This is a genomic window from Rubrivivax soli (assembly GCF_049810355.1).
Classification (GTDB): Bacteria; Pseudomonadota; Gammaproteobacteria; order Burkholderiales; family Burkholderiaceae_C; genus Rubrivivax.
The window spans coordinates 3,990,786-4,007,030 of record NZ_CP187368.1 but is presented as its reverse complement, the minus strand read 5'-3'; the positions used below and the strand labels follow the sequence as shown (position 1 = coordinate 4,007,030).

Sequence of the window (16,245 nt, the reverse complement as noted above, 5' to 3'; positions counted from 1 at the left end):
CAGCGCTCAGGCGCGGTAGCGGCGGACGTACTGCAACGGCGTCATGCCCGTCATCGCCTTGAAGCTCCGCCGAAAGCCCGACTCGTCGGCGAAGCCCAGCGCCTCGCTCACCTGCGCCGCGCTGCGGCCGTTGTGCCGCATGTGTTCCGCCGCCTGGTGCAGCTTCACCAGCCGCACGTAGCGGCCCACCGGCATGCCGGCGACTTCGCCCACCTTGCGGGAGAGCGTCCGGGGTGCGCAGGCAAGCGCCTCGGCGAGCACGTCCAGCGTCGTGTCGGCGGCTGGCAGGCTCTCGACCAGGCGGCGCAGGCGCCACAGCAGGGGGTCGGCGCTGTGCAGGGTCTGGAGCACGTCGAAGACGCTGGCGGCCGGTGGCGGGCGGGGCAGCACCATCAGGTGCTGGACATCGCGCCACGCTTCGGGGCTGATGCGCTCCTGCAGTTGCTGGCCGAGGATGGACAGGTGGCCGTGCACGCCGGAGGCCGTGGCCACGCTTCGGCCGCTGACCACCGCTTGCTGCCACTGCCAGTCGACCCCGGGGTGCGCCTGCGCCAGCAGCGGCGCCATCCACCAGGTGCCGGTGGCCGCCTCGCCGTCCAGCCGGCCGGCCGCCGCGGCGATGCCCACCCCGGTGCACCAGGTCCACAGCGGCACCTTCCGTCCCAGCGACCGCAACGCCTGCTGCAACGGCCGCCGGGCGTCCAGCCCCCGGGCCAGCTGGTCCGGTGCCCAGGCCCAGAAGCCGGGCAGCAGCAGCGCGTCCCAGCGTTCGGCATCGAGTGCGGCCAGCGCAGGCAGCGTGACGCCATGGGCGCAGGCCACGGGGCCGCGCTCGAGGCCCACCCAGTGCACCCGCCAGCCACGGGCGCCGGTGCGCAGCGCGGCTGCGGCCAGCAGGTCGGCTGCAGCGAACAGGCCGGCCGGCATGCAGCCGGGGTACAGCAGCAGCGCGATGTCGAGCTTGGCAGGGCTTGGCAAGAAATGACCGTGACTTGTCGTTCCTTGCCATGGTAGCCGCAGACGGGGCTCTCCAGAATTCCGGCAACCCAATAGCAATGCAGCGCTCCGTGCACATCACCCAGATCCGCAATGCCACCGTCCTGATCGAGGCCGCCGGCCACGGCGTGCTCGTCGATCCCATGCTGGCCCCGCGGGGCGCCCTGCCCTCGCTGAAGTACCTGGGTGGCGAGCGCCGTCGCAACCCGATCGTCGATCTGCCGCCCGACTCGGACACGCTGCTCGCGCGCGCCACCCACGCCTTGATCACGCATTGCCAGCGAGGCCACTTCGACCATCTGGACCGCCTGGGCAAGCGCTGGCTGCGCGAACGCCAGCTGCCGGTGCTGTGCATGCCGCACGATGCGTCCTATCTCGCGGAGCGCGGGCTGGCCGTGCAGGTGCTGGACGCCGACGGGCCGACCGATGTGCTGGGCGGGCGCGTCACGCCCGTGCGCTGCCTGCATGGCCGGGGTTGGATCGGCACGCTGATGGCGCATGGCCACGGCTACGTGATCGACTGGCCCGGCGAGCCGAGCGTCTACGTGGCCGGCGACACGGTGCTCACGGACGACGTGCTCGACACGGTGCGCCGCCTGGGCCGCGACTCGGTGAGCGTGCTGCCGGCCGGTGGCGCGGCGATGGACCTTGGCGGCGAGCTGATCATGGACGCAGACCAGGCTCTGCGTGCGGCAGCCGCGGGTGGCGGGCGGTTCGTGATGAACCACCTGGAAGCACTGGACCACTGCCCGACGCAGCGGCGCGCGTTGCGTGCCGAAGCGTGCCGCCGCGGCCTGGAAGACCGGGTGCTGGTGCCCGAGGACGGCGCGACGCTGGTGTTCGACCGCGCGGCCACGCGGTCGGCAGCCCCTCCACATCGCCCGCCGGAACAAGCGCATGCGCGCTGACCGTCGACCGACGACGCCATCAGGCGCGGACGACTGACTTTGCATCCTCATCCATCAGGACAGCCCGCATGCCACTGACAAGAATCTCCGCCCCGAACCACCTTCCTGACCTGCAGGTCAAGGCACTCGCCGAAGCCGCACAGGACGCTCTGGTGGACACCTGCAATGTGCCGGCCAAGGATCTCTTCCAGCTGATCTCGCGATTCGAAGCGGACGCGATGATTCTGGATCGTTCCTTCGGAAACGTGCGCCGGTCCGATGATGCGTGCATCGTGGAGGTGCTGTTCCTGCGAGGCCGCACGGACGATCAGAAGCGGCACCTGTTTCGGCAGATGGTCGAACGCGCCACACTGGCCGGGTTTCGCCCCGACGACATCGTCATTGCGCTGACCGAGAACTCCAGCGCAGACTGGTCGCTTGGCATGGGCATCCGCTATGCCGACCTCGTCGATGACGCGGAGCAGCGCGATGCCTGATCCGTCGCTCCGACGGGCACGCCAGGGAAGCGCTCGATCCACACAGGCCCGCTGTCGGCATCATTGAACACCCCGTAGGAACAGGCCGCACCGATGTACACCCTCCATGGATTCGCCCAGTCGGGCAACACCTACAAGGTCGCCCTGCTCCTCCAGGCGCTGTCTGCGCCGTGGGTGGCACGGCACGTCCCCTTTGCCGACTTCGCCGCGGGCCTGACCCGGTCCGATGCCTGGCGCGATGCGCACAATGCGATGGGCGAGGTGCCCGTGCTGGAGGCCGACGGCATGCGCCTGACGCAGTCCGCAGCGATCCTGCTCTTCCTGGCCGAGCGGCACGGCAGGTATGCGGGTTCCACCGCCGCGGAACGCCAGGAAGTCCTGCGCTGGCTCTTCTTCGACAACCACAAGTTCACGAGCTACCTGGCCAGCTGGCGCTTCATGAAGGCCTTTGCGGCCACGGAACCGGACCCCGGCGTGGCGCGGTGGCTCCAGGGCCGGATCGCCAGCGCGTTCGAGATCGTCGAGAAGCAGTTGATGCAGCGCGCGTTCATCGCCGGTGACGCGCCGACGATCGCCGACATGTCGCTGTGCGGCTATCTCCACTACCCGGCAGACGAGACCGGCATCGACATCGCGGCCCGGTATCCGGCCATGTTCACGTGGCTGGAGCGCCTGAAGGCGTTGCCAGGCTGGACGGCACCCTATGAACTCCTTCCCGGCGAACGACTGGCGCCACGGCGGTGACCCTGGCCGCCGCCGGCCGCCTCACTCCACCGTCACGCTCTTCGCCAGGTTCCGCGGCTTGTCGACGTCGGTCCCGCGCGCGCAGGCCGTGTGGTACGCCAGCAGCTGCAGCGGCACCACGTGCAGGATGGGGCTGAGCGCGCCGTAGTGTTCGGGCAGGCGGATCACGTGCACGCCGGGGCTGTTCTCGATGTGCGTGTCGGCGTCGGCGAAGACGTAGAGCTCGCCGCCGCGGGCGCGCACTTCCTGCAGGTTGCTCTTGAGCTTCTCCAGCAGGTCGTCGGCCGGCGCGATGGTGACCACCGGCATCTCGGCGTCCACCAGCGCCAGCGGGCCGTGCTTGAGCTCGCCCGCCGGGTAGGCCTCGGCGTGGATGTAGCTGATCTCCTTGAGCTTCAGCGCACCTTCCAGCGCGATCGGGTAGTGGCGGCCGCGGCCCAGGAACAGCGCGTGCTGCTTGGGCACGAAGGCCTCGGCCCAGCCGATGATCTGCGGCTCCAGCGCCAGCACCGACTGCAGCGCCGCCGGCAGGTGGCGCAGGTTGCGCAGCGCGGCGTCTTCACCGGCCTGCGGCAGCTTGCCGCGGCGCTTGGCCAGCACCAGGGTCAGCAGGAACAGCGCCACCAGCTGCGTCGTGAAGGCCTTGGTCGACGCGACGCCGATCTCCACGCCGGCCCGCGTGATGAAGTTCAGCGCGCACTCGCGCACCATCGCGCTGGTGGACACGTTGCAGATGGTCAGCGTGCGCGTCATGCCCAGGCTGCGCGCGTGCTTCAGCGCCGCCAGCGTGTCGGCCGTCTCGCCGCTCTGGCTGATGGTGACGACCAGCGTCCTCGGGTCGGGCACGCTCTCGCGGTAGCGGTACTCGCTGGCCACCTCCACCGAGCACGGAATGCCGGCGATGGCCTCCAGCCAGTAGCGCGCGGTGCTGCCGGCGTAGTAGCTGGTGCCGCAGGCGAGGATGAGCACGCGGTCGACGCCGTCGAAGACCGCCGGCGCGTCGTCGCCGAACAGCGTGGCGTCCAGCCCGCCCACGCCTTCCAGCGTGTCGGCGATGGCGCGCGGCTGCTCGAAGATCTCCTTCTGCATGTAGTGCCGGTACGGGCCCAGTTCGGCCGCGCCGCTGTGGGCCTGCACGGTGCGCACGGGGCGCTCGACACTGCGGTAGCGGCCGTCGGCACCGGCGCTGCTGATCCAGACCTTGCCCATCTGGAGGTCGACCACGTCGCCCTCCTCGAGGTAGCAGATCTGGTCGGTCACGCCGGCCAGCGCCATCGCGTCGCTGGCCAGGAAGTTCTCGTTCTGGCCCACGCCCAGCACCAGCGGCGAGCCCTGGCGCGCACCGACCACGCGGTGCGGCTCGTCGCGGCTGAACACCGCGATCGCGTAGGCGCCGCGCAGCCGCGGCAGCGCGCGCTGCACGGCCTCGAGCAGGTCGCCGTCGTAGCACTGGTGCACCAGGTGGGCGATGACCTCGGTGTCGGTCTGGCTGGCGAAGACGTAGCCGCGCTGCTGCAGCTCGGCCCGCAGCTCGTCGTGGTTCTCGATGATGCCGTTGTGCACCAGCGCGATGCGGCCCGACTCGGCCGCCTCGGCGCCGGGGCCGCCCGAGAAGTGCGGGTGCGCGTTGTGCACGGCTGGCGCGCCGTGCGTGGCCCAGCGCGTGTGGGCGATGCCGGTGGTGGCGTGGATGCCGTCGCTGGCCACGTTGGCTTCCAGCTCGGCCACGCGCGAGGTGCTGCGGGCGCGCTTCAGGCCGCCGTCCTGGTGCACCGCGACGCCGCAGCTGTCGTAGCCGCGGTACTCGAGCCGCTTCAGGCCCTGCAGCAGGATGGGAACGATGTTGCGGGTGCTGACGGCGCCGACGATGCCACACATGGTGCTGGTCCTGGGTTGGAAACGACGCTGCGGATTCTGGGCGTGTCGCTGGGAAATGTTCATTCGTTCTAGAGCCGTTTCAGAACGAAATCACCACATGCCAACTAGTACCGCTTCATTTGATCGTTCTTGGCTATTTGATGCATGATTCTTTCATGCTGCACCTCGACCCCACCGATCTGCGCCTGCTGGACCTGCTGCAGCACGACGCTGCGCTGTCCAACCAGGAACTCGCCCACCGCGCCCACACCTCGCCGGCCACGGCCCTGCGGCGCGTGCGGCGGCTGGTGGAGGCCGGCGTCATCGAGCGCCGCGTCGCGGTGCTGAACCCCGACCACGTGGGCGCCGGACTGACGGCGCTGGTGGAGATCACGCTCGACCGCCAGGGCGCCGAGCACCTGGACGCCTTCGAGGCGCGCGTGGTCGCCGACGCCGCGGTGCAGCAGTGCTACCGCGTCTCGCCGGGCCCGGACTTCCTGCTCGTGGTGCGCAGCGCCGACATGGCGGGCTACCACGCGCTGGTGCAGCGCCTGTTCACGCAGGACGCCAACGTGCGCAACGTGAAGGCCTTCTTCAGCGTCAAGCGGGCGAAGTTCGACCCGCGCCAGCCGCTGCCGGCGGCCGGCAGCGCGGCAGCCGTCAGGACTTCAGCAGCACCAGCCCCTTGAGGTACTCGCCCTCGGGGAAGAGCATCGTCGTCGGGTGGTCGGGCGCGCCTTCCAGGCGCTGCAGGATCGCGGCGTCGACCCCCGCGTCGATGGCGGCCCCGGCGACGATCTTGTGGAACAGCTCGGGCCCGATGCCGCCCGAGCAGCTGAAGGTCAGCAGCAGGCCGCCGGGCGGCAGCAACTGCAGCGCCAGGCGGTTGATGTCCTTGTAGGCCCGCGCCGCGCGCTCGGCGTGCGCGGCGGTGGGCGCGAACTTCGGCGGGTCGAGCACGATGGCATCGAAGCGGCGGCCCTCCTGCAGGCACTGGCGCAGGAAGGCGTTGACGTCGGCATCGACGCAGCGGCTGTGTGCGGCGTCGAAACCGTTCAGCGCCACGTGGGCCTGCACGCGTTCCAGCGCCGGGGCCGACGAATCCACGCTCGTCACCTCGCCCGCGCCGCCGGCGAAGGCCGCGACGCTGAAGCCGCCGGTGTAGCAGTAGCAGTTCAGCACGCTGCGCACGCCGAAGTGGCGCACCAGCGTCGCGAAGCGTGCGCGGTTGTCGCGCTGGTCGAGGTAGAAGCCGGTCTTGTGGCCGCTGGCCACGTCGAGCGTCAGGCGCCAGCCGTGTTCACGGATGGTCACCTCGGTCGCCGCCGCGCCCCGCAGCCAGCCGGTGGCCGGCTCCAGGCCCTCGAGGCCGCGCACGCTGGCGTCCGAGCGCTCGTACAGCGCGCGCACGCCCGTGCCGGTGGTCGCGGCCATCAGCGCGTCGGCGATCACCGGCTTCCAGCGCTCGGTGCCGGCGGCGCCGAACTGCGCGCTCAGCAGGTCGCCGTAGCGGTCGACCACCAGGCCAGGCAGGCCGTCGGCTTCGCCGTGCACCAGGCGCACGCCGTCGCTGTCGATCGGCAGCCGCGCGCGCAGCGCCACCGCGCGTTCGATGCGGCGCTGGAAGAACGCGGCGTCGATGCGCTCGGCGGGGTCGAAGCTCCAGGCGCGCACGCGGATCATCGAGCTCGGGCTGTAGGCGCCCCAGGCCAGGAAGTTGCCGGCGGCGTCTTCCACGCGCACGGTCTCGCCGGGGTCGGCGCGGCCGCTGCGGATGCTGCCTTCGAAGACCCAGGGGTGGCGGCGCAGCAGCGAACGCTCCTTGCCTTCACGCAGGCGGATGCTCTTCATGACCGTTTCTTCGCTCGTGGATGCGCGGCGTCGTAGGCCCGCGCCAGGTGCTGGAAGTCGAGCTTCGTGTAGACCTGCGTCGTGCTGATGCTGGCGTGGCCCAGCAGTTCCTGCACCGCGCGCAGGTCGCCGCTGCTCTGCAGCAGATGGCTGGCGTAGCTGTGGCGCAGCATGTGCGGGTGCACGTGCGTCGGCAGGCCGGCGTGCTGCGCCTGCAGCTGCAGCCGCTGCCGCACCTGGCTGGCCGTGAGCCGCGTGCCGCGCCGGCTGACGAACAGCGCCGGCTCGCCGGCGTCGGCCAGCTGCGCGCGCACCAGCAGCCAGGACCGCAGCGCCGCCAGCGCCGCCGCGCCCACCGGCACGCTGCGCCGCTTGCCGCCCTTGCCCAGCACATGGGCGCTCGCGTCGGCCACGTCGACCCAGCCCGCGGCCGCACCGGAGGCCGTGAGGTCCAGCCCCACCAGTTCGCCCACGCGCAGGCCGCAGCCGTACAGCAGCTCGGCGATCGCGTGGTCGCGCGCCACCAGCACCGGGTCGCCGTCCTCGGGCAGGTGGTCGGCCAGCGCCACCGCCTGCTCCACCGACAAGGCCTTGGGCAGCGGCTTGGGCGCCTTGGGCGGGCGCAGGCCGTCCACCGGGTTCTGCGCCACCAGTCCATGGCGCCCCCACCAGCGGTACAGGCCGCGCCAGGCGGCCAACGCGATGGCGATGCTGCGCGGGCCCAGCCCGCGCACGCGCAGCTGCGCCGTCCACCCGCGCAGGTGGTGCGGCTGCGCGGCCTGCAGGTCGACCCCGGACGCCGCGGCGCTGGCCTGCAGCCACGCCAGCGCGTCGCCGTACATCGCCAGCGTGCGCGCAGCCAGGCGGCGCTCGACCCGCAGGTGCTCGGTGAAGCGCTGCAGTTCGGGGTCCAGCGCCTGCATGGAGGGCGGCGGGCTCAGGCGGCGGCCGGCCGCAGCAGCCGCGACAGCGCGGCGCTGGCGACCTCGCCGATGCGCATCAGGAACTCGGTGCCCATCTCGGCCGCGTAGCGCGTGGGGTCGGGCGAGCCCAGCGTCAGCAGGCCGAAGCTGGCGCCGGCCTCGCCGCCGCGCAGCGGGATCAGTGCCACCGACTGCACGGTGCCCGGGTCTTCGACCCACTCCACCGCCTCGAAGCCGGCGTTGGCGCCGCAGTAGGGCAGGCTCAGGCTGTCGGCGAAGCTCTTGACGTCGTCGCTGACCGGCGCTGCAAACGGCCGGTCGGCAAACGACGCGTCGGCGCCCCACAGGCGCAGCGCCGCCTGCGGGATCAGGAACTGGTGCTTGAGCTCGTACACCAGCGTCTGCGGCAGCGCATGCGCCTCGGCGGTGAGGAACAGCGTGCGCGTCCAGCGGTGCAGGCGGTCGGCGATGGCCACGTTCTCCTGGCCGTTGCGGATCATCTCGACGATCTTCATCTCGAGGCCCTTGATGCGCTCGCGCAGCATTTCCATCTGCCGCTCCTGCAGCGAGACGGCGCGCTGCCCGTGCGGGCTGGTCAGCTGCACGCTGCCCAGCAGCTCGGCGTGGCGCTCGAAGAAGCCCGGCGTGTTGGCCAGGTAGTCGGCGATGTCGGCCTCGGTGATGCCCTGGATGCCGCTCACGGGGCGGCCCTCCGCAGGCCGTGCACCGGGCGCCGTGCGGAAGATGCCGCCGGGACAGCTGCGTGGTTCATAGCGTGATCTCTCCTTCGAAGACGGTGGTCGCCGGGCCGGTCATCAGCACGCTGGCGTCGTCGTGCGGCCAGGCGATCTGCAGGTCGCCGCCGCGCGTGTGCACCTCGACCTGCCGGTCCAGCCAGCCCAGCCGGATGCCGGCGACGACCGCCGCGCAGGCACCGGTGCCGCAGGCCAGGGTCTCGCCGGCGCCGCGCTCGTACACGCGCAGGTTGACCTCGGTGCGCGAGACCACCTGCAGGAAGCCGGCGTTCACCTGGCGCGGGAAGCGCACGTGCTGCTCGATCTGCGGGCCCAGCGTGGCCACGGGCGCGGTGCGCACGTCGTCCACGCGCTGCACGGCGTGCGGGTTGCCCATCGACAGCACCGCAACTTCCACGCCCAGGTCGGCCAGCGGCCAGAGCTCGAAGCCGCCGCCCGCCGGCCCGACCAGCCGCGGCTGCAGGCCGCGGGCGTCGAACGGCACGCTGTCGAGGTCGAAGACCGGCCGGTTCATGTCGACCGTGACGCGGCCGTCGGGCTGCAGCGTCAGGGTGAGCAGGTTGTTGACGGTCTCGACGCGGATGGTGCGCTTGTCGGTGAGGCCCTTGTCGTGCACGTAGCGCACGAAGCAGCGCGCGCCGTTGCCGCAATGCTCGACCTCGTCGCCGCTGCTGTTGAAGATGCGGTAGCGGAAGTCGACACCCGGCGTGTCGGTGCGCTCGACGACCAGGATCTGGTCGGCGCCGATGCCGAAGCGGCGGTCGCCCAGGCGCCGCACCTGCACGGCGTCGAGCGCGATCGGTGCACGGGTGCCGTCGAGCACGACGAAGTCGTTGCCCGCGCCGTGCATCTTGGTGAACTTCAGTTGCATGCGGCGGATTATCCGCCCGGGTACAGCGGTGGCGCGCCCGGCGGCCGGGTCTTGAAGCGCTTGTGCACCCACAGGTACTGCGACGGGTTGCGGCGGATCTCGCTCTCGATCCACTGGTTCATGCGCAGCGCGTCGGCTTCGGCGTCGGCGCTGGGCCAGTCGGTCCAGGCGGGCAGGAAGCGCACGCGGTAGCCGCGGCCGCCGGGCAGCATCTCGGCCAGCACCGGCTGCACGCGCATCTGCAGCGACCGCGCCAGCCGGGAGGGCGCCAGCAGCGTGGCCGCGGGCACGCCGAAGAAGGGCACGAAGGCGGCGTCGCGCGCGCCGAAGTCCATGTCGGGCAGGTTGAAGAACGCAGCCTTCTTCTTCTTCACCGCACGCACCAGCGGCAGCGCGCTTTCCTGGCGTGCGAAGACCTCGCCGCCACCGAAGCGCAGGCGGCCGCGGCGCATCGCGGCGTCGAGCACGGGATTGCTCTGCGCCTGGTAGATCGAGGCCACCCACTGCTGCTGGAACAGCTGCGTCGCGGCGCCCGCCACGTCCAGCGCCATGAAGTGCGGCACGAGCCACATCACCGGCTGCGGGCTGGTCTCGGCGAGGTGCACGTCGCCTTCGACGTGGATCAGGCGCTTCAGCCGCGCCGGGCTGGCGTACCAGAGCAGGCCGCGTTCGAGCAGGCTGCGTCCGAGCCAGCCGAACTGCTGGCGCACGATGCGGGCGCGCTCGGCGGCGGGCAGCTCGGGCAGGCACAGTTCGAGGTTGCGCAGCGCCACCGCGCGGCGGCTGCGCCCGAACAGGTGCAGCAGCGCGCCCAGGCCCTGCCCCACGGCCGCCAGCACCGGCAGCGGCAGCCAGTGCAGCAGCCAGACCAGGCCCAGCAAGAGGCGGGCGGCCAGCGTCATGCAGCCTCCACCTGGCGCGGCGCCTTGTAGCGGTGGTAGCCCCACAGGTACTGCGCCGGCCGCAGGCGGATCACCGCCTCCATCGCGCGGTTGATGGCCGCGGCGCTGGCGGCGTCGTCGGCCTGCGCGGGCAGCGGCTCGGACAGCGGCAGCGCGCGCACCACGTAGCCGGCGCCGCGCGGCAGGCGCTCGGTCACCAGCACGGCCACCGCGGCGCCGGTCTGCTGCACCAGGCGCGCGGCCAGCGTCATCGTGTACGCGGGCTGGCCGAAGAACGGGGCCCACACGCCCAGGCCATCGGGCGGCACCTGGTCGGGCAGCAGGCCCACCGTCTCGCCCTTCTTCAGCGCGCGCAGCATCTGGCGCACGCCGGCCAGCGTGGCCGGCGCGGTGGCCAGCGCCGGCCGGGCACGGGCGGTTTCTTCCAGGTCACGCAGCCAGGCCTGGCGCGCGGGGCGGTACAGCACGGTGATGGGCTGGCGTGCGCCGAAGCGTTCGGCGTAGGCCTGGGCCGAGACCTCGAAACTGCCCATGTGCGGGGTCAGCAGCACGAGGCCCTTGCCACGTGCCAGCAGCTCGTCGAGCAGCGCCTCGCCCTCCCAGCGCACCGGGTCGTCGATCGCGCGGTCGCGCGGGCGCAGCCACAGCCGCGGCAGTTCGGCCACCAGCTTGCCGGCTTCGGCCACGGCCGCGCGGCGCTCGGCAGCGCCCAGGCCCGCCAGCGCGGCGTTGGCGTCGAGCCGGCGCCTGTAGCTGGGCGAGAAGGCATAGCCCGCCCAGCCCAGAAGCGCACCCAGAGCGTGCAAAAAGCGCAGGGACCGCCCCGCCAGCCATCGGACCAACAACAACATGCTTCGTATAATTCGCGCGTCGCCGAGTTAACAGGACAACTTGCGGGGCGACCGCGGGGCCGAGCTTACCGAATGGTTTGCAGCTTCCCGCCGGACCGGTGCCACGGTGTGGTGCAGGTTCAACAAAACCGCTAAAGCGTTCGCCGCGGCTCCAGGCAACTGAACAGGCGACGACGCGATCAGTGCAACCAACCGGAGCTTCTTCCCCGTGGCGAACGACTTCCTCTTCACTTCCGAATCCGTCTCCGAAGGTCACCCCGACAAGGTGGCCGACCAGATCTCCGACGCGATCCTCGACGCGATCTTCCAGCAGGACCCGCGCAGCCGCGTCGCCGCCGAGACACTGTGCAACACGGGCCTCGTGGTGCTGGCCGGCGAGATCACGACCAACGCGCACGTCGACTACATCCAGGTCGCGCGCGACACCATCAAGCGCATCGGCTACGACAACACCGAGTACGGCATCGACTACAAGGGCTGCGCGGTGATGGTCTGCTACGACAAGCAGTCCAACGACATCGCCCAGGGCGTGGACCACGCGTCCGACGACCACCTGAACACCGGCGCCGGCGACCAGGGCCTGATGTTCGGCTATGCCTGCGACGAGACGCCCGAGCTGATGCCCGCGCCGATCTACTACGCGCACCGGCTGGTCGAGCGCCAGGCGCAGCTGCGCAAGGACGGGCGCCTGCCCTTCCTGCGCCCCGATGCGAAGAGCCAGGTCACGATGCGCTACGTCGACGGCAAGCCGCACAGCATCGACACCGTGGTGCTGAGCACCCAGCACGCGCCCGAGTACAGCCTGGGCCACAAGATGACCGACGCCTTCTACGAGGCGGTGCGCGAGGAGATCATCAAGCCGGTGCTGCCCAAGGACTGGCTGACCAAGGACACCAAGTACCTGATCAACCCGACCGGCCGCTTCGTCGTCGGCGGCCCGCAGGGCGACTGCGGCCTGACGGGCCGCAAGATCATCGTCGACACCTACGGCGGCGCCTGCCCGCACGGGGGCGGCGCCTTCAGCGGCAAGGACCCGAGCAAGGTGGACCGCTCGGCCGCCTACGCCGCCCGCTACGTGGCCAAGAACGTGGTCGCCGCCGGCCTGGCGCGCCAGTGCCAGGTGCAGGTGGCCTACGCCATCGGCGTTGCCAGGCCGATGAACATCACGGTCTACACCGAAGGCACGGGCGTCATCAGCGACGACAAGCTGTCCGCGCTGGTGGCCGAGCATTTCGACCTGCGTCCCAAGGGCATCATCCAGATGCTGGACCTGCTGCGCCCGATCTACCAGAAGACCGCCGCCTACGGCCACTTCGGCCGCGAGGAGCCGGAATTCACGTGGGAACGCACGGACAAGGCTGCCGCGCTGCGGGCCGCCGCCGGGCTGTGAGCCTGCCCCCGGCGCATGTCGAGCGCGTGCGCCGGGGCCGGGGTGGGGACTGGGTTCTCAGGGATTGCCCGGCACCCACTGCGGCGTGATCGAGAACAAGGCCGGCGAACGCGGGTCGATGTCGATCTTCACCCAGTGCATGCGCGGGCTGCCGATGCCCTGCACACGCTGGAACTTCGGCACCTTCGGCGCCGGCTCGGCGTCGCGCACCAGCGGCTGGTCGACGATCAGTTCGTGGTTGTCGCCGTGCAGCAGCAGCACCGGCCTGGCAAACGCCAGCGACCGCTCCTTCACCCGGGCCAGCACCTCCTCGAAGCCGGTGCGCAGCGGGTCGCCGGCGAGCTTGTCGATGCCCGGGTTGGCCTGCCAGAACAGCACGACGCCGGCGGCCTGGCGGCTGGCGGCTTCCTCGAAGGCGCGGTCGATCCACGCCAGCGTGGCGGCGCGGCGCGCCTCGACCTCGGCGATGCGGTCGGCGCGCGGTGCCGCCGTGCTGTCGCTGGCGTCGTAGCCGGTCCAGGGGGCGAGGTTGTTCGCACTGCCCACCACGTGCAGCGCCGCGAAGACGACGTTGCTGCGCACGAAGAGCTGGTGCTCGACGAAGTCGGCGTAGCCCGGCTGCCTGCTCTGCGTCTCGACACGGATCGGCCGCTGGCCGCCGCTCAGGCCCGGCTTCGGGAAGAACAGCTGGCGCAGGAACGACAGGCGCTCGGTCGGCAGGTAGCTGCCGTTGTTGGGGCGGTGGCAGTCGGTCCAGTCGTTGTCGCCGGGGGTGTAGACCACGGCCGTGCGCACACGCTGGATCTGCGCCTGGCGCTGCTGCAGCAGCGCGTCGTCGCAACGCTCGCCGCCGCCCTTCACGTCGCCCACGTGCAGCACCAGGCGCACGCTGCGGTCGGCGTTGATGTGGTCGACCAGCGCGTCGAACTGCGGCAGCTGCGCGCTGCTGTACGGCAGGTCGCCGACGAGCGCGATCGACAGCGGCAGCGCGGCCGTGCCGACGTCGGGCGGCGTCTGTGCGCAGGCGGCGCTGGCGGCCAGGGCGAACAGCCCGGCCCAGTGGTGCAGGTGCTTCATCGGGTCAAGTCCTCGGGTGGGGGTGGCTGCACGTTAGGGACTGGCGGTGACCGGCGCGTGACGCCGGCCAGCGGCCACGCTAGCCTTGCAGCGATGAACACCGCCGCCACCCGCTGGCAACCGATGCAGTGCCGGCTGTGCAGCACGGTGCTCACCGCGCTGCAGCGGCTGCGCGGCGACATCTGCCAGCGCCTGGACTGCCAGCGCCTGGCCGCCCGCGAACGGGCACGCCAGCGCCGCGACGCCACGCTGGCCGCGCAGCGCGCACGTGCCGCGCAGCGCTGGCAGCAGCCCGCCGTGGCCGACGTGCCGGTGCTGTGGCTGGAGCGACACGCCACCGAGCTGGTGCAGCTGCCCGCCGCGGTGCGCCGCGCGCAGCTGGCGCACCTGGCGCGTCTGGCGGCCGAGGTCGATGCCGATCCGCAACCGCCGCAGGGCGCGCCGGTCCTGTCCGACGGCAGCACGCCGCTGGCCGGCGCCTTGTGCGGGTTCTGCGGCGGCCGCTGCTGCCGCTACGGCGCCGGCACGCACGGCTTCGTCACCGCCGAACTGCTGCGGCGCTGGATGGCGCGCCACCCCGGGCGCAGCGCTGCCGAAGCCGCCGCGGCCTACGCCGAACGCCTGCCGCGCTGGCACGTCGCGCGCAGCTGCTGCCACCACGGCCGCGACGGCTGCACGCTGCCCGAAGCGATGCGCTCGGACATCTGCAACCGCTACGCCTGCGACACGCTGCGCGGCGTGCAGGACCGCAGCGACGCACCCGCGCTGGTGGTGGCGATGCAGCGCGACGTGGCGCTGGGCGAGGTCGCCCTGCTGCAGCCGGGCGGCTTCCGGCGGCTGCCGAAAGTGCGTGCCGCGCGGCGCTGAGTCCTGCCTGCATCGATGCCCACACGCACCCCCACGCTCGACGACCTGCGCCGCCACGCGGTGGCGCGCACCCTGTTCGCGCCAACCTCGCTGCCGCAGGCCATCACCCGGCTGGGCTTCGTGCAGGCCGACCCGATCCGCGCCCCGGCGCGGGCGCAAGACCTGACGCTGCGCCACCGCGTGCGCGGCTACCGCGCCGGCGACCTGGAGCGGCGCTACCCGCGGCTGGCCGTCGAGGAGGACTTCTTCGTCAACTACGGCTTCCTGCCGCGCGCCACGCAGCAGCTGATGCACCCGCGCACGGCACGCACCCCGTGGCCGAAGACACGCTGGGCGCAGGCGCACGCCGTGCTGGAGTTCGTGCGCGCACGCGGCGTGGTGCACCCGCGCGAGGTCGATGCGGCCTTCGACCACGGCACCACGCGCAACTGGTTCGGCGGCAATGGCCGGGCCAGCACGCAGCTGCTCGACGGCATGCATTACCGCGGGCTGCTGCGCGTGGCCGGGCGCGACGGCGGCGTGCGCCTGTACGCCGCGCGCGACACGCACGACGCCACCGACCCCGCCGCGGCGCTCGACGCGCTGGTCGACCTGATCCTGCGCAAGTACGCGCCGCTGCCGCTGCGCAGCTTCTCCGAGCTGGTGTCGCACCTGCGCGCCGCCGCGCCGCAGTGGACCGACCAGCGCGCCGCCGCCCTGGCGCGTGCCAAGGCGCGGCTGCCGCAGGCGGTGGTGGACGGCGTCACCTGGCTCTGGCCTGCAGGCGAGCAGCCATCGTCGTGCCGCCACGCGCCCGACGACGCCGTGCGCCTGCTCGCGCCCTTCGACCCCATCGTCTGGGACCGCCGCCGCTTCGAGCTGCTGTGGGGCTGGGCCTACCGCTTCGAGGCCTACACGCCGGCTCCGAAACGCGTGCGCGGCTACTACGCGCTGCCGCTGCTGTGGGGCACGCAGGTCATCGGCTGGGGCAACCTGACGGTGCAGCAGGGCACGCTGGTGCCCGCGCTCGGCTTCGTGGCCGGCCGGGCGCCACGCAGCGCCGCCTTCCGCACCGCGCTCGACGACGAACTGGGCCGCATGGCCGCCTTCCTGGGCGTCGGCTGAGGCGCTACCGCCAGGCGAACGCCGGCTGGTCGAAGTGCGCCACGCGTGTCGGCCGGCCCAGCAGGCAGAGCTCGCGGAACTGGTAGACGATGGCCGCGGTGGGCGCCGCGATCCACGCGCGGCCCACGGGCATCTTCAGCACCGGGTGCGCACTGTGCGGCGTGGTCTCCAGGATCGGCGCGTCGGCGCGCAGCCACTCGCTGAACGGGATGCGGTGGATGGACGCCACCTCCTCGGGGTTGGCCTGCAGGTCGCTTGCCGCGCCGGCCCACAGCACCACGGGCGTGATGGCATAGCCCGAGCGGGTGACGTAGTCGTCGAGCCGCCCGAGCACGGCCGTGCCGTCCAGGTGCAGGCCGATCTCTTCGTGCAGCTCGCGCAGCGCCGCGGCCTCGGGCGTCTCGCCGGCGTCGATGCGGCCGCCGGGCAGCGCCCACTGGCCGGCGTGCTGGCGCATGCTCTCGGCACGGCGCGTCAGCAGCAGCGCGCCGGCGTCGCTCCACGCCGTGTGCTGCGGCAGGCCGGGCAGGTCGGGGCCGAAGCCGGCGTCGGCCACCACCACGGCCACCGCGGCGCGGCGCTCGGCGCTGGCCGCGGGCTGCACGGCGAAACCCTGCAGCCGCGCGGCGATCTGCGCGCGCAAGTCGGCGTCGTTGCGCAGGGACCGGTCCAC

Annotated in this window: 17 protein-coding genes; 7 read left to right on the top strand and 10 right to left on the bottom strand. The window is 72.1% G+C overall.

The annotated features are described in order from the left end of the window. Positions 1-6 precede the first annotated feature (6 nt). Positions 7-978: a helix-turn-helix domain-containing protein gene (locus tag ACPOLB_RS18325; protein ID WP_425257455.1), complete on the bottom strand. Its 972-nt coding sequence runs from the start codon at positions 976-978 to the stop codon at positions 7-9. Between the two features lie 14 nt (positions 979-992). On the opposite strand from ACPOLB_RS18325, the gene ACPOLB_RS18320 reads away from it, so the two are divergent. From ACPOLB_RS18320 to ACPOLB_RS18310, 3 genes are all read left to right on the top strand, one after another. Next, positions 993-1,904, top strand: coding sequence for an MBL fold metallo-hydrolase (locus tag ACPOLB_RS18320; protein WP_425257454.1), 912 nt, complete (start codon positions 993-995; stop codon positions 1,902-1,904). Between the two features lie 68 nt (positions 1,905-1,972). After that, positions 1,973-2,380 carry a tautomerase family protein gene (locus tag ACPOLB_RS18315; protein ID WP_425257453.1) on the top strand — a complete coding sequence of 136 codons (408 nt, stop codon included), beginning with the start codon at positions 1,973-1,975 and terminating at the stop codon, positions 2,378-2,380. A gap of 93 nt (positions 2,381-2,473) precedes the next feature. Continuing rightward, entirely contained in the window at positions 2,474-3,124 is a 651-nt protein-coding gene (locus ACPOLB_RS18310; RefSeq protein ID WP_425257452.1) for a glutathione S-transferase family protein, read from the top strand. A gap of 21 nt (positions 3,125-3,145) precedes the next feature. On the opposite strand, the gene glmS is transcribed toward ACPOLB_RS18310, so the two are convergent. Then, complete coding sequence (gene glmS / locus ACPOLB_RS18305; protein WP_425257451.1) at positions 3,146-5,002, bottom strand: glutamine--fructose-6-phosphate transaminase (isomerizing); 1,857 nt, start codon at positions 5,000-5,002, stop codon at positions 3,146-3,148. Between the two features lie 155 nt (positions 5,003-5,157). Between glmS and ACPOLB_RS18300 the strand changes: the two genes are divergently transcribed. Then, entirely contained in the window at positions 5,158-5,670 is a 513-nt protein-coding gene (locus tag ACPOLB_RS18300; protein WP_425257450.1) for an Lrp/AsnC family transcriptional regulator, read from the top strand. Here ACPOLB_RS18300 and ACPOLB_RS18295 read toward each other — a convergent pair. The 6 genes from ACPOLB_RS18295 to ACPOLB_RS18270 all read right to left on the bottom strand — a co-directional run bounded on the left by ACPOLB_RS18295 (position 5,642) and on the right by ACPOLB_RS18270 (position 11,134). Further along, a complete protein-coding gene (locus ACPOLB_RS18295) occupies positions 5,642-6,832 on the bottom strand; it encodes a class I SAM-dependent rRNA methyltransferase (RefSeq protein WP_425257449.1) in 1,191 nt (396 codons plus the stop codon). The two genes, ACPOLB_RS18300 and ACPOLB_RS18295, sit on opposite strands and share 29 nt — an antisense overlap. Further along, a complete protein-coding gene (locus tag ACPOLB_RS18290) occupies positions 6,829-7,755 on the bottom strand; it encodes a tyrosine recombinase XerC (protein ID WP_425257448.1) in 927 nt (308 codons plus the stop codon). The genes ACPOLB_RS18295 and ACPOLB_RS18290 overlap by 4 nt, the downstream gene beginning before the upstream one ends. 14 nt (positions 7,756-7,769) lie before the next feature. Then, entirely contained in the window at positions 7,770-8,456 is a 687-nt protein-coding gene (locus ACPOLB_RS18285) for a DUF484 family protein (protein WP_425257447.1), read from the bottom strand. Positions 8,457-8,523: 67 nt separating this feature from the next. After that, complete coding sequence (dapF, locus tag ACPOLB_RS18280) at positions 8,524-9,381, bottom strand: diaminopimelate epimerase (protein ID WP_425257446.1); 858 nt, start codon at positions 9,379-9,381, stop codon at positions 8,524-8,526. A gap of 8 nt (positions 9,382-9,389) precedes the next feature. After that, positions 9,390-10,283: a lysophospholipid acyltransferase family protein gene (locus ACPOLB_RS18275; protein WP_425257445.1), complete on the bottom strand. Its 894-nt coding sequence runs from the start codon at positions 10,281-10,283 to the stop codon at positions 9,390-9,392. Further along, positions 10,280-11,134: a lysophospholipid acyltransferase family protein gene (locus ACPOLB_RS18270; RefSeq protein WP_425257444.1), complete on the bottom strand. Its 855-nt coding sequence runs from the start codon at positions 11,132-11,134 to the stop codon at positions 10,280-10,282. Before ACPOLB_RS18270 ends, ACPOLB_RS18275 begins: the two co-directional genes overlap by 4 nt. Before the next feature lie 208 nt (positions 11,135-11,342). On the opposite strand from ACPOLB_RS18270, the gene metK reads away from it, so the two are divergent. Beyond that, entirely contained in the window at positions 11,343-12,524 is a 1,182-nt protein-coding gene (metK, locus tag ACPOLB_RS18265; RefSeq protein WP_425257443.1) for a methionine adenosyltransferase, read from the top strand. 57 nt (positions 12,525-12,581) lie between these two features. On the opposite strand, the gene ACPOLB_RS18260 is transcribed toward metK, so the two are convergent. Next, positions 12,582-13,601 (bottom strand): metallophosphoesterase, encoded by a 1,020-nt coding sequence (locus ACPOLB_RS18260; protein ID WP_425257442.1) that lies wholly within the window; start codon positions 13,599-13,601, stop codon positions 12,582-12,584. 93 nt (positions 13,602-13,694) lie between these two features. Here ACPOLB_RS18260 and ACPOLB_RS18255 point away from each other — a divergent pair, with 93 nt between their 5' ends. Continuing rightward, complete coding sequence (locus tag ACPOLB_RS18255) at positions 13,695-14,468, top strand: hypothetical protein (RefSeq protein WP_425257441.1); 774 nt, start codon at positions 13,695-13,697, stop codon at positions 14,466-14,468. A 15-nt stretch (positions 14,469-14,483) separates the two neighbouring features. Then, on the top strand, positions 14,484-15,572 hold the full coding sequence (locus ACPOLB_RS18250; RefSeq protein ID WP_425257440.1) for a DNA glycosylase AlkZ-like family protein: 1,089 nt from the start codon (positions 14,484-14,486) through the stop codon (positions 15,570-15,572). Positions 15,573-15,576: 4 nt separating this feature from the next. Here the strand turns inward: ACPOLB_RS18250 and ACPOLB_RS18245 are convergent, their stop codons facing one another. Further along, positions 15,577-16,245, bottom strand: coding sequence for an NUDIX hydrolase (locus tag ACPOLB_RS18245; RefSeq protein WP_425257439.1), 669 nt, complete (start codon positions 16,243-16,245; stop codon positions 15,577-15,579).

Excerpts from the sequence above, each read along its gene's own strand:
- ACPOLB_RS18315 (WP_425257453.1), top strand. The coding sequence starts at position 1,973 with ATGCCACTGACAAGAATCTCCGCCCCGAACCACCTTCCTGACCTGCAG.
- ACPOLB_RS18310 (WP_425257452.1), top strand. The coding sequence starts at position 2,474 with ATGTACACCCTCCATGGATTCGCCCAGTCGGGCAACACCTACAAGGTC.
- glmS (WP_425257451.1), bottom strand. The coding sequence starts at position 5,002 with ATGTGTGGCATCGTCGGCGCCGTCAGCACCCGCAACATCGTTCCCATC.
- ACPOLB_RS18300 (WP_425257450.1), top strand. The coding sequence starts at position 5,158 with ATGCTGCACCTCGACCCCACCGATCTGCGCCTGCTGGACCTGCTGCAG.
- ACPOLB_RS18295 (WP_425257449.1), bottom strand. The coding sequence starts at position 6,832 with ATGAAGAGCATCCGCCTGCGTGAAGGCAAGGAGCGTTCGCTGCTGCGC.
- ACPOLB_RS18290 (WP_425257448.1), bottom strand. The coding sequence starts at position 7,755 with ATGCAGGCGCTGGACCCCGAACTGCAGCGCTTCACCGAGCACCTGCGG.
- dapF (WP_425257446.1), bottom strand. The coding sequence starts at position 9,381 with ATGCAACTGAAGTTCACCAAGATGCACGGCGCGGGCAACGACTTCGTC.
- ACPOLB_RS18275 (WP_425257445.1), bottom strand. The coding sequence starts at position 10,283 with ATGACGCTGGCCGCCCGCCTCTTGCTGGGCCTGGTCTGGCTGCTGCAC.
- ACPOLB_RS18270 (WP_425257444.1), bottom strand. The coding sequence starts at position 11,134 with ATGTTGTTGTTGGTCCGATGGCTGGCGGGGCGGTCCCTGCGCTTTTTG.
- ACPOLB_RS18260 (WP_425257442.1), bottom strand. The coding sequence starts at position 13,601 with ATGAAGCACCTGCACCACTGGGCCGGGCTGTTCGCCCTGGCCGCCAGC.
- ACPOLB_RS18255 (WP_425257441.1), top strand. The coding sequence starts at position 13,695 with ATGAACACCGCCGCCACCCGCTGGCAACCGATGCAGTGCCGGCTGTGC.
- ACPOLB_RS18250 (WP_425257440.1), top strand. The coding sequence starts at position 14,484 with ATGCCCACACGCACCCCCACGCTCGACGACCTGCGCCGCCACGCGGTG.